This is a genomic window from Testudinibacter sp. P27/CKL/0425 (genome assembly GCF_052931395.1).
In genome coordinates, this window is the sequence record NZ_CM128801.1 from 37,493 (window position 1) to 50,051 (window position 12,559).

Below are 12,559 nucleotides of genomic sequence, written 5' to 3' on the forward strand. Positions count from 1 at the left end.
TGCGGAATTGCAGGTGAAAAGTGCGGTTTTGCCGTGCATTCAAGCCTAAATTCATCTATCATTAGCCCTTTATTTTATTCTTTTAGACTGAATGGATTTATGCCGGCATCGCAAACCTCACAATACCTGACGCAATTTGAAACCGAAGCGCAACTGCTTGAATTTGCGATAAATTTAACCGCACTTTTGTTGCAAAACAAGGCGTTCGAACAAAAACAGGGTTTTGTTGTCTATTTATACGGGGAGCTGGGCGCCGGAAAAACCACCTTCAGCCGCGGGATCATTCAGGCATTGGGGCACTCCGGCAATGTGAAAAGTCCGACTTACACCTTGGTCGAAGAGTACCATTTATCGGATTTGGACGTTTATCATTTTGATCTCTACCGCTTGGCAGATCCCGAAGAATTGGAATTTATGGGCATTCGCGACTATTTCCAGCCCGACAGCTTAGCACTGCTGGAATGGGCGGAGCGCGGGCAAGGCATGATTCCACCGGCTGATTTAGATATTCGGCTGGGCTATCTTGAACAAGGGCGGGAATTAACCATCACGGCACACAGCAATCTCGGCAAACGGATTATTGCTCAGCTGGCGCCAAACCGCACTTGAGATCGACCTCTTTTTTGAATCACTTTAATTTTAACGAAAGACGCTAGAATGAAAAAATTTGCTTTATTTTTGACCTATTTTTTTACCCTTTTACTCGGTTTAATCAGTTTTTCCGCAACCGCCGGCACCCTGACTGCGGTGAATGTTAAAAATCAGAATAAAAGTACCCAAGTGGAATTCTCATTTTCGTTAGCCAGCAAATACAGCTATTTCATGCTGAATAATCCGGAACGCTTGGTGATTGACTTTGCCAACAGCCAAGCTCATGCCAACCTGTTGCCGAAAAAAGTCAGCGACAGCGTGGTCACCACCGTGCGCACCAGCAGTCCGCCGCGTTCCACAACGTTGCGGGTGGTGCTGGAATTAAGTCAGAAAAGTGCGGTTAAATTTCACAATAACGGCAAAAAAACCACCGTCAGCGTCGATAATCCAGTCAGCAAAAAATCGGCTCCTGCGGTAAGCAAAGAGAAAAAAACCGCCAGCGAAAAAGTGGTCACCACCGCGGCAAAAACCACGACCGTCGCCAAAAGCCAAGCCGCTCCGACACGCAGAAATACACCACGAAGCGGGGTGCTGGTGATCGCGATTGATGCCGGACACGGCGGCAAAGACCCGGGCGCGATCGGCACCGGGTTGGGCTTGCGTGAGAAAAACGTCACCCTGCAAATTGCCAAAGAATTGAAAGCGTTGTTAGACAAGGACTCGCGCTTTAAAAGCGTCTTGACCCGTACAGGAGATTACTACATCTCGGTGCCGAGCCGTTCCGAAATCGCACGTAAAAATAAAGCCAACTATTTAATTTCCATTCATGCCGACTCCAACAAATCGTCGGCATTACGTGGTGCTTCCGTCTGGGTATTATCAAATAAACGCGCCAGCAGCGAAATGGGGCGCTGGTTAGAAGATCATGAAAAGCAATCGGAATTGCTGGGCGGTGCAGGCAATGTGCTGGCAAGCCATGACGAAAAATACCTGAACCAAACGGTTTTGGATTTGCAATTCGGGCATTCGCAGCGCGCCGGTTATCAACTGGGACAATCCATTTTGAAACGCTTCGGCAGCTTTGCCAAATTAAGCAAAAGTGTGCCACAACACGCCAGCCTCGGGGTGTTGCGTTCACCGGACATTCCATCGGTGTTGGTGGAAACCGGCTTTTTGTCTAACCACGAGGAAGAAAACAAATTGGCGACCCCTGCCTATCGCCGCCAAATTGCCAATGCCATTTATCGCGGGCTGATCGACTATTACAACAACAGCGGCGAAGCCAGTGCGGCAAAAACCAGCACTGCCGCCAATAAAGCCGGTTCAAGTAAAGCCAGCACAAACGTTCCGGCATCACATACCGTGAAATCGGGCGAAACGTTGGGCGGCATTTCGATTAAATACAATATTAAAATTCGCGAACTGCGCCGACTGAACAACTTGCAAAACGACAACGTTCGTGTCGGGCAGAAAATTAAATTGCGCGATTAAGGGCGAAGCCGATGCCGATTCAAATTCTGTCGCCACAACTGACCAATCAAATCGCCGCCGGTGAAGTGGTGGAACGCCCTGCCTCGGTGGTAAAAGAACTGGTAGAGAACAGCCTCGATGCCGGCGCCGATGAGATTCAGATCGACATCGAACAAGGCGGCGCCGGACTGATTCGGATTCGTGATAACGGATTCGGCATTCCGAAAGAGGAATTGAGTCTATCCCTAGCCCGCCATGCCACCAGCAAAATCAGCACATTAGAAGATTTAGAAGCGATTTTGAGTTTAGGCTTCCGCGGAGAAGCGCTCGCCAGTATCAGTTCGGTTTCCCGTTTAACCCTCACCTCTCGCCCGCCGCAACAGACTGAAGCCTGGCAGGTGTTTGCACAAGGGCGCGATATGGAAACCACGATCCAACCTGCGGCACACCCTGTCGGCACTACGGTGGAAGTGGCAAATCTGTTTTTTAACACGCCGGCACGGCGCAAATTTCTGCGCACCGAAAAAACCGAATTTTCGCACATTGACGAAGTGGTGCGTCGAATCGCGTTGGTCAAATCCCAAGCGGCATTCACTTTGACACACAACGGCAAAGTGATGCGCCAATACCGCAAAGCCAGTAATCCGGCACAAAAATTAAAACGCTTGGCAGCAATCTGCGGACAGGATTTTGTCAACCATGCGTTGGAAATCAACTGGCAACACAACGATCTGCATTTGTACGGCTGGGTTGCCAACACCGCATTTTTGCGCCCGCAAAATGATTTAAGCTACAGCTACGTCAACGGACGCATGATGCGCGATAAAACCATTAACCATGCGGTGCGCCAAGCCTATGGCGAAACCATTCAAAGCGATGCCTTTCCGGCATTTGTGTTGTTTATCGATCTCGATCCGACACAGGTGGATGTGAATGTGCACCCGGCAAAACACGAAGTGCGGTTTCACCAAAGCCGACTGGTGCATGATTTTATTTATCAAGGGGTGCTAAATGCGCTGCAATCCGCCGAGGCATTCGATTTTAATGAGCCGCAACTGCAGCCGAGCAATCGCGCCGCCGCAGGGGAAAATATTTTTACCGCTCCAACCGCACTTGCAACCGACGGCAGCCGAGCAACGTCAGCAGCACGCCCTAGCCAAACCCATTATCCGCGCGATTTTTTCGGCTCGGCAAAAACCCATTACCGCAGCGAAAGCACGGCATATCGCGAATTGCTGAGTGAGCCGCCAAGTACGCCGGTAGTGTATTCCTCCACACCAATCACCGTTGGACTGGTGCAAGAAACACAACCTCTACCCGTCATCACGCCGAGTACCAATCCGCACTTGCGTTTGCTGACGCTGTTAAGCACAGAACAGCTGATTTTATTGCAACAACAGCAGCAACTCTATTTCGTCAATGCTAAGCGGCTACAGCGCCATCGGTTGTCGCTCGAACTCAGCCAAAACACGATTGAACGCCAACCGTTGCTGATTCCGTTGATTATCCATTTAGATCAACAACAATTGGCTAATTGGGCGGTTCAAGAACCGCACTTTGCGCGCTGCGGCTTTGAAATCACCTTGTATCAACAGCACGGCAAAAGTCGCCTGACGCTCAGCGCCGTGCCGACAATTTTGCGTCGCCAAAATTTGCAGGCATGTTTGGTCGGCGTATTAAACCGTTCGGATTTGAACGAGTTCGCACGCTTTTTAACCGCCTTAATTGAGTTGCTAAGCTTTGCGCCGATGCAAACGCTGGCAGACGCCACCTCGGAATTTGCACGCTTAGAACAGTTGTTGGATACCCAGTCAGCGGCGTTTAAGCAACTGCTTATGCCGCTGGATTTACAACCTTATCTCAATCGGGACTACGCCAAATGACCCAGCAATCTCAACCCTTAGCACTTTTTTTAATGGGTCCGACCGCCTCCGGCAAAACCGATTTGGCGATTCAACTGCGCCAACAATTGCCGGTTGAGGTGATCAGTGTCGATTCCGCGCTGATTTATAAAGGCATGGATATCGGCACCGCCAAGCCCGGCGCCGCCGAACTGGCATTGGCACCGCACCGGCTGATCGACATTAAAGATCCGGCGGAAAGTTATTCCGCCGCCGATTTTCGCCATGACGCGCTACGTGAAATGCAGCAGATTACCCAACAAGGCAAAATCCCGTTACTGGTCGGCGGCACGATGCTGTATTACCGCGCGCTGCTGGAAGGTTTGTCGCCGCTGCCCTCCGCCGATGAGCAAGTGCGGTCGAAAATCGAAGCGCTGGCGGCGGAAAAAGGCTGGGCGTATCTGCATCAACAACTACAACAGATTGATCCGATTGCTGCGGCGCGGATTCATCAAAATGATCCGCAACGAATTAACCGTGCACTAGAAGTGTATTACATCAGTGGCAAAACCCTGACCGAATTGACTGAAACCCAAGGGGAAAAACTGCCCTACCACATTTTACAATTTGCGATTGCGCCGCAAGAGCGCGCGGTGTTGCACCAGCGGATTGAGCAACGCTTTCACAACATGATCGAACAAGGCTTTGAACAAGAAGTGCAGGTGTTATATCAACGCGGTGATTTGCATCCCGACTTACCGTCGATTCGCTGTGTCGGCTATCGGCAAATGTGGGAATATCTGCGTGGCGATTATGATCATGCCGAGATGGTGTATCGCGGCATTTGTGCCACCCGTCAGCTGGCAAAACGCCAAATCACTTGGCTGCGGGGTTGGAAATCGGAGATTCATTGGCTGGATAGCCTGGCGATTTCGCAAGCAAAACAAAAAATTATACAAATTTTGCAAGAAAGCGACGCCCGTTGATTGCAGACTGGTGACTTTAACAAATAAAGTTGCTATATTGAAAAAAGGGACAGACATTATGCCGTCATTTCCTGTTTTACTTAAAAAATTCATAACACTATAACTAAAACACATAACTAAAATAGAAGGAATCAAACTATGGCAAAAGGACAATCTCTACAAGATCCTTACTTGAATTCACTGCGCCGCGAGCGTATTCCGGTTTCCATTTACCTGGTTAACGGCATCAAGTTGCAAGGGCAAATCGAATCATTCGATCAATTCGTCATTTTACTCAAAAACACTGTCAGCCAAATGGTTTACAAACACGCCATTTCTACCGTTGTTCCGGCGCGTGCAATTTCACATCACAGCAATTCTCAAGCGCAAAGCAACGAAAATAAAGCAGACGCGAGTGACAGCGAGTAACAGAATAATAGGACAATCCGTTGTTTGAGCATGATGCCTCCGGCGCTCCAAGCGAAAAGCAGAGCGCTCTTTTCGATCTGACCATCGGCAACAAAGACGTTCGTGACCAATTATTGGAAAACGAACGCGCAGTGCTGGTGCATGTTTTTTTCTCTCAGCAAAAAGATCTGGAAAATATCGAAGAGTGCCGTCAACTTGCCGCTTCAGCACAGGTGGAAGTGGTCAGCGTGCTCACCACCTCACGCGCCACTCCGCAGCCGAAATACTATATCGGCGAAGGCAAAGCGGAAGAAGTGGCCGAAGCGGTTAAGCTGCATGATGCGGACATTGTGCTCGTCAACCATATCCTCAGCGCCGCACAAAACCGCAATTTAGAACGGTTATGCGGCTGTCGAGTAATCGATCGCACCACCCTGATTTTAGACATTTTTGCCCAGCGCGCCCGCTCGCACGAAGGGAAACTGCAAGTTGAACTGGCGCAGCTCAAACATCTTTCCACTCGCCTAATTCGCGGCTGGACACACTTAGAACGCCAAAAAGGCGGGATCGGGCTGCGCGGCCCCGGTGAAACCCAATTGGAAACCGACCGCCGCTTAATCAAAGTGCGGTTAAGCCAGCTGCAAGCCAAACTTGCCAAGGTTAACCAACAACGCAATCTCAATCGTCGCACCCGACAAAAAGCCGAAATTCCGACTTTATCGCTGGTCGGCTATACCAATGCCGGCAAATCTACGCTGTTCAATGCACTGACCACCGCCGAGGTGTACGCTGCCGATCAGCTGTTTGCCACCCTCGATCCGACGTTGCGCAAGCTGGCGATCGAAAACGTCGGCACCACCATTTTAGCCGACACCGTCGGTTTTATCCGCCACTTGCCGCATGATTTGGTGGAAGCATTCAAATCCACCCTGCAAGAAACCACCGAGGCAACCCTGCTGCTGCACGTGATTGACGCCTCCGACGAACGCCGTCAGGAAAATATCGAGGCGGTGGACGGCGTATTGAAAGAGATCGGCGCAAAAGAGATACCGCACTTGTTGGTATTTAATAAAATCGATCAGTGTGAAAATGTCAGTCCGCATATCGAATATGACGATCAAGGCAAGCCAAGTGCGGTCTATTTGTCTGCGCAGCAAGGCGAACGCATCGAACTGCTACTCGAAGCCATTCAAAAGCGTTTAGAAAACCAAATCTTACATTTGCAGCTGTTATTGCCGGTAACCGAAGGCAAAATCCGTCACCTGCTGTATCAACAAAATCATATCCGCCACGAGCACATCACCGAAAATGGTGAATTTTCGCTTGAATTACAAATTGATAGCAACAAATGGCAACAACTGGTTGCGCATTATCCTGATTTAATAAATTATCTTAAATAATTTTCTTTTGCTTTCATTTCTCAGTTTTTTAACGCGCCAGCACTATAAAAATCGCGACTAAATCGTTATAATCGCTGGTAAAGTATCGCGAATCCACAAAAAATTGTGATAGACCTCTACTTTTGAAAGATTACGCTTTACTCCAAAAACGAAGCAATTCAAAATTAACTCGAAAGCAAATGAAAGAATAAATTTGTTTTCGTAAGGGGTTGAAAATGACAAGCACTGTGGAAAGACGCGCACAAATCGTACAGTTGGTGAATACTCAGGGCAGTATGCGGGTGGAAGCACTCGCGCGACACTGCGCGGTTTCCAGCGTCACGATTCGCAGTGATCTCAGTTATCTGCAAAAACAAGGGCTACTGCTGCGTTCGCACGGCTTTGCTCTGCCGAATAACCGGATCATCAGCGAATTATCCATAAACGAAAAACGCAATCACCATGCCGAAATCAAACGATTAATCGGGCAAGCCGCCGCCAAGCTGATACACGACGGAGAGTCGATTATCCTTGATTCCGGCACCACCACCAAAGAAATTACAACGAATATGTTGCACTTAAACGATGTTGTGGTGATGACCAGCGGGCTGGACGTGGCAATGGAATTAACCGCTGCCGACGGTGTTCAGGTGAGAATGCCCGGCGGCACATTGCGAAAAAATGCGTTATCTTTTTCCGGAACTTCCGCAGAAAAAAGCTTGGAAAACTATTTTTTTGACAAAGTGTTTTTAGGGGTGGACGGATACGATCTAAAAGTTGGAATCACCACGCACAACGAGCAGGAAGCCAATTTAAACCGCTTAATGTGTGATATTTCGACACAAACTATCGTCGTCACGGATTCCAGCAAATTCGGCAAACGTAGCTTTCATGTGATTCGCGATTTTGCCGGGATTGATGTGCTGATCACCGACGACGGCATTCCGCCCGATTATCTGCAAGCCTTTCAGCAACAAGGCGTACAGGTCATTTTAGTCAACACAAAATAGCGTTTCACTCGGGTTATTTTCATCACGATTTTTGATTGTTAATTGGTCAATTCGGCTCCTTACCAAACGAGATATTTTCGTTCGTTACCTATCTACTGATAAGGAGTCAGACATGGATTATTTGGGTATCGCCACCGAATCCCTTGAACAAGCCAATGCGATATGGACGGCTAAAGAAATTTGCCAACAGCCCGACTGCTGGAATCAGACCGCCGCGTTAATCGACGCACAACGCTCTGAGATTGAAAAATTTCTCGCGCCATTAACGGCGCAAAATGAACTGCGCATTATTTTAACCGGCGCCGGAACTTCCGCATTTTCAGGCGAAGTGTTGCTGCCATTTTTTAATCAATTGACCGCACACCACACTTTTGCGATCGCCACCACTGATTTGGTGTCGAATCCTTACCAATATCTCACAAAAGATAAACCGACACTGCTGGTCTCCTTCGCCCGCTCCGGTAACAGCCCTGAAAGTGCGGCTGCGGTGCAGTTGGTCAATCAAATTGTGGATGACAGCTATCACTTGATTATCACTTGTAATCAAGACGGCAAACTCTATCAAGAAAACCATGCGGCGGATAACGCCTACACTATCGCTTTGCCACCACAAACTAACGACAAAAGCTTTGCGATGACCTCCAGCTTTTCCAGCATGACGCTTGCCACCGCACTGATTTTCTTCCAACCGCACTTTGACACCGCATTGGTGCAACAATTGGCGGCGTTAACCGAGCAATTCATTGCCAAACAACACCCGCAAATCAAAACCATCGCCGCCGAACCGGTTGAACGGATTGTGTATCTCGGCAGCGGTGGATTTAAAGGCTTGTCGCAAGAATCCGCACTGAAATTATTGGAGCTGACCGCCGGTGAAGTGGTCACGATTTACGATACGCCGCTCGGCTTCCGCCACGGTCCGAAATCGATCATTAATGCCAACACCACGGTGATTGTCTATTTGTCGAATCACGCCTACACCCGTCAATATGATATTGATTTGTGTAATGAAATCTTACGCGACAATAAAGTGCAGCGCTTGGTTGTGCTCAGCGCCGAATTAGAAAACCGCTTACCGGCAGAGAACCAAATTTGCCTCGGCGCACTGGCTGAAGGCCCGGATATCGCATTGGCGTTTCCGTATATCACCTTCGCACAAATGTTTTCGTTTTACCGTTCGTTCCTGACCGGACACACCACCGATAATCCGTGCCCGACCGGCGAGGTTAATCGGGTGGTACAGGGCGTGACGATTCATCACTATCAACCTTAACCGCACTTTGCAACCGTTATTGCAATCAAAGGAGAAAATTATGCCAAATATCGTATTAAGCCGAATTGATGAACGCCTGATCCACGGTCAAGTCGGTGTGCAATGGGTCGGATTTGCCGGTGCTAATCTGGTGCTGGTTGCCAATGATGAAGTTGCCGAAGACGAAATGCAGCAGAACTTAATGGAAATGGTACTAGCAGACGGCATTGACGTTCGCTTCTGGCCGTTACAAAAAGTCATTGACAATATTCACCGTGCCGCCGACCGACAAAAAATTCTGTTGGTTTGCCGCAGTCCGTCCGATTTTCTGAAACTGGTCGAGGGCGGTGTGCCGGTGAAAAAAATCAATGTCGGCAATATGCACTTTGCCGAAGGAAAACAACAAATTCACAAAACGGTATCCGTTGATCCACAAGATGCCGCAGCCTTTAAAAAGCTGCAACAGCTTGGGGTGGAATGCTATATCCAAGGCGTTCCGACCGAGGAAGCAACGAATCTATTTAAATTACTTAAATAAGGAGGCAACTCATGGAAATTGGATTACTACAATCAATTATCCTTGGCATTATTGCTTTTATAGCGGGTCTCGATCTCTATAACGGCTTAACTCACTTCCACCGTCCTGTTGTGCTCGGCCCGATTGTCGGCTTGGTGCTCGGCGACCTGCAAACCGGGATTCTGGTCGGCGGTACTCTCGAATTAGTTTGGATGGGCTTGGCGCCACTCGCCGGTGCACAACCGCCGAACGTAATCATCGGTACTGTGGTCGGCGCAACCTTTGCGATCACCACCAAAACCGATCCGACCGTCGCCGTCGGGGTTGCCGTTCCGTTTGCGATTGCGGTGCAAATGGGGATCACCTTCCTGTTCTCCATCATGTCGGCGGTGATGTCACGCTGCGACCAAATGGCAGAAGACGCCAACCTGAAAGGCATTGATTATGTCAACTACTTCGGTTTATTGGTTTTGGGAACCTTCTACTTTTTCTGTGCCTTCCTGCCGGTTTACTTCGGTGCGGAACACGCCGGAAAAATCATTGAAATGCTGCCAAAACAAGTGATCGACGGTTTGGGCGTCGCCGGGGGTATCATGCCGGCAATCGGGTTTGCCGTGCTGATGAAAATCATGATGAAAAATGTGTATATCCCTTACTTTATTCTGGGATTCGTTGCCGCCGCTTGGTTACAGCTGCCGATTTTAGCTATCGCCGCCGCTGCAACTGCTATGGCAATCATCGACTATATGCGCAAAGGCACCGAAGCTGCCGAAGTCAAAGTGCAAAAAGAGGAGTTTGAAGATGGAATCTAAACTGAACACCGAAAATACTCAAACATCATTGCAACATGATGATGTTTATGAAGATCAAACTATCGGCGCGGAACTGACCAAACGCGATATTAACATCATGGCGTGGCGTTCGCTGCTGCTGCAAGCTTCATTCAACTATGAAAGAATGCAGGCGGCAGGCTGGTTATACGGGCTGGCACCGGCGCTGAAAAAAATTCATACCAACAAAGCCGACCTCAGCAAGTCGATGAAAGGGAATCTCGGGTTCTTTAATACTCACCCGTTTTTGGTCACCTTCGTGATGGGGATTATCCTGGCGATGGAACGTTCCAAACAAAACGTGAACAGTATCCAAAGTACCAAAATCGCCGTCGGTGCGCCGCTCGGCGGAATTGGGGATGCAATGTTCTGGCTGACATTGCTGCCAATCTGCGGTGGGATCGGTGCCAGCTTGGCACTACAAGGCTCCATTATGGGCGCGATTTTCTTCTTTGTGGTGTTTAACATCGTGCATTTCGGCTTGCGTTTCGGGCTGGCGCACTACTCCTACCGAATGGGGGTTGCGGCAATTCCGGTGATTAAAGCCAATACCAAGAAAGTCGGTCATGCCGCTTCTATCGTCGGGATGACGGTGATCGGTGCGCTGGTTGCAACCTACATTCGGTTTAATACCACCTGGGAAATCACCGCCGGTGATGCGGTGGTGAAAGTGCAGGCAGATGTGATCGACAAACTGATGCCGGCTTTCTTCCCGCTGGTTTACACCTTGTTCATGTATTGGCTGGTGAAAAAAGGCTGGTCGCCGCTGCGCCTGATTATTCTTACCGTTGCCTTGGGCATCATCGGTCGCTTTGCCGGTTTCCTATAATCAATACATCACCCTCTTGGTTGGGGAGTATTCCCCAGCCAGATTTAAGGAGTTTTCATGATTAGTATTATTGTGCTGGGACACGGACACTTTGCTTCAGGGATCCAATATGCCCTGACACAAATTATCGGCGAACAGGAAAATATGGCGTTTATTGATTTTCCTGAAAGCAAAAGCCCCGCCCAGCTAAAAGATGAAATTTCAACCGCACTTGAACAATTGGATCACCAACACGGCGTGCTGTTTTGCTGCGATATTCTCGGCGGATCGCCGTTCCGCGTGGCGTCACTGGCGGCACAGCAATTGCCGATTCAAGAAGTCGTCACCGGCACCAATTTGCAAATGCTGATTGAATGTGCGATGGAAAAAGACGAGCTGACATTTGCCGAACTGATTGAGCTTGCCGTTAACAGTGGTAAACTGGGAATCACTAAGCTCAGCGATGAATTAAACCAACAAAAATCACATCTCACACAGGAAGATGACGGAATTTAAGGATCATATTATGTCTACAAGAGCAGAACGATTAAAAAAAATTTGTAACCGACAAGGAATTATCAGCGCACTGGCAATCGATCAGCGCGGCGCCTTAAAACAGATGCTGGGCGACGACATCACCGCCGAACAAATCAGCGAATTTAAAAGCCTGGTTTCCACCATTTTGACCCCGTACGCTTCGTCTATTTTGCTCGATCCCGAATTCGGTTGGGTTGCCGCAGGCGTGCGTGACAATGAATCCGGCTTGATGATGGCGTATGAAAAAACCGGTTATGACAAAACTGCCGTGGGTCGTTTTCCTGATCTGATTGATGACATTTCCGTGTTGCGCTTGAAACAAAAAGGCGCCGACGCGGTGAAACTGCTGCTGTATGTTGACGTCGATGAACCGGACTGCATTAATGATCGCAAAAAAGCGTTTGTTGAACGCATCGCCTCCGAATGTAAAGCGGAAGAAATGCCGTTGTTCTTGGAAATTTTAACCTATGACGCCAATATTGAAGACGAGAAAGAATTCGCCAAATTAAAACCGCGCAAAGTGATCGAAGCCATGCGCAGCTACGCCGATCCGAAATACGGCGTAGACGTGTTTAAAGTCGAAGTGCCGGTCAATATGAAATATGTAGAAGGTTTTGCCGAAGGCGAGGTGCTTTACAGCCAACAACAAGCCGCCGACTATTTTGCCGAGCAAAGTGCGGTCTCCGACCTGCCATTTATTTTCCTCAGCGCCGGTGTTTCCGCCAGCCTGTTCCAACAAACGCTGATTTTCGCCAAACAAGCCGGTTCACACTACAACGGCGTGCTCTGCGGCCGCGCCACTTGGGCTGACGGCGCGAAAATTTATAAAGCGCAAGGAAAAGACGCCTCTATCGAATGGCTGAAAACCCAAGGGATTCAAAATATTCGGGAATTAGACGAGGTGTTGCAACAAAATGCCACACCGATAGCGTTCTGATCTGCTTTCACACC

12 protein-coding genes and 2 pseudogenes are annotated in these 12,559 nt (G+C 49.0%); all 14 read left to right on the forward strand.

From position 1 onward, the window contains the following. Nucleotides 1-99: 99 nt before the first annotated feature. Nucleotides 100-609 (forward strand): tRNA (adenosine(37)-N6)-threonylcarbamoyltransferase complex ATPase subunit type 1 TsaE, encoded by a 510-nt coding sequence (gene tsaE / locus ACUHGC_RS00185; RefSeq protein WP_446833706.1) that lies wholly within the window; start codon nt 100-102, stop codon nt 607-609. Nucleotides 610-657: 48 nt separating this feature from the next. After that, nucleotides 658-960: pseudogene (locus ACUHGC_RS00190) on the forward strand (AMIN domain-containing protein); the annotation flags it as partial. A 219-nt stretch (nt 961-1,179) separates the two neighbouring features. Further along, nucleotides 1,180-1,855 (forward strand): annotated as a pseudogene (locus ACUHGC_RS00195) (N-acetylmuramoyl-L-alanine amidase); the annotation flags it as partial. Between the two features lie 238 nt (nt 1,856-2,093). Further along, nucleotides 2,094-3,944: a DNA mismatch repair endonuclease MutL gene (gene mutL, locus ACUHGC_RS00200; protein ID WP_446833707.1), complete on the forward strand. Its 1,851-nt coding sequence runs from the start codon at nt 2,094-2,096 to the stop codon at nt 3,942-3,944. Further along, nucleotides 3,941-4,888, forward strand: a complete 948-nt coding sequence (gene miaA, locus ACUHGC_RS00205) for a tRNA (adenosine(37)-N6)-dimethylallyltransferase MiaA (protein WP_446833708.1) — start codon at nt 3,941-3,943, stop codon at nt 4,886-4,888. The genes mutL and miaA overlap by 4 nt, the downstream gene beginning before the upstream one ends. 138 nt (nt 4,889-5,026) lie before the next feature. Beyond that, complete coding sequence (gene hfq / locus ACUHGC_RS00210) at nt 5,027-5,296, forward strand: RNA chaperone Hfq (protein ID WP_446833709.1); 270 nt, start codon at nt 5,027-5,029, stop codon at nt 5,294-5,296. A 77-nt stretch (nt 5,297-5,373) separates the two neighbouring features. Then, nucleotides 5,374-6,675: a ribosome rescue GTPase HflX gene (gene hflX, locus ACUHGC_RS00215; protein ID WP_446834804.1), complete on the forward strand. Its 1,302-nt coding sequence runs from the start codon at nt 5,374-5,376 to the stop codon at nt 6,673-6,675. A 215-nt stretch (nt 6,676-6,890) separates the two neighbouring features. Next, complete coding sequence (gene agaR, locus ACUHGC_RS00220; RefSeq protein ID WP_446833710.1) at nt 6,891-7,664, forward strand: transcriptional repressor AgaR; 774 nt, start codon at nt 6,891-6,893, stop codon at nt 7,662-7,664. 112 nt (nt 7,665-7,776) lie between these two features. Further along, the gene (locus ACUHGC_RS00225) at nt 7,777-8,937 is read left to right on the forward strand and encodes an SIS domain-containing protein (protein ID WP_446833711.1); all 1,161 of its coding nucleotides are present in this window, start codon (nt 7,777-7,779) and stop codon (nt 8,935-8,937) included. 40 nt (nt 8,938-8,977) lie between these two features. Continuing rightward, nucleotides 8,978-9,454 (forward strand): PTS N-acetylgalactosamine transporter subunit IIB, encoded by a 477-nt coding sequence (gene agaV, locus ACUHGC_RS00230; protein ID WP_446833712.1) that lies wholly within the window; start codon nt 8,978-8,980, stop codon nt 9,452-9,454. 11 nt (nt 9,455-9,465) lie between these two features. After that, on the forward strand, nt 9,466-10,245 hold the full coding sequence (gene agaW / locus ACUHGC_RS00235) for a PTS N-acetylgalactosamine transporter subunit IIC (protein ID WP_446833713.1): 780 nt from the start codon (nt 9,466-9,468) through the stop codon (nt 10,243-10,245). Then, nucleotides 10,235-11,092 carry a PTS N-acetylgalactosamine transporter subunit IID gene (gene agaE / locus ACUHGC_RS00240; RefSeq protein ID WP_446833714.1) on the forward strand — a complete coding sequence of 286 codons (858 nt, stop codon included), beginning with the start codon at nt 10,235-10,237 and terminating at the stop codon, nt 11,090-11,092. The genes agaW and agaE overlap by 11 nt, the downstream gene beginning before the upstream one ends. Nucleotides 11,093-11,149: 57 nt before the next feature. After that, nucleotides 11,150-11,587 carry a PTS galactosamine/N-acetylgalactosamine transporter subunit IIA gene (agaF, locus tag ACUHGC_RS00245; RefSeq protein WP_446833715.1) on the forward strand — a complete coding sequence of 146 codons (438 nt, stop codon included), beginning with the start codon at nt 11,150-11,152 and terminating at the stop codon, nt 11,585-11,587. Nucleotides 11,588-11,597: 10 nt separating this feature from the next. Continuing rightward, nucleotides 11,598-12,545 carry a tagatose 1,6-diphosphate aldolase gene (locus ACUHGC_RS00250; protein WP_446833716.1) on the forward strand — a complete coding sequence of 316 codons (948 nt, stop codon included), beginning with the start codon at nt 11,598-11,600 and terminating at the stop codon, nt 12,543-12,545. Nucleotides 12,546-12,559 lie beyond the last annotated feature (14 nt).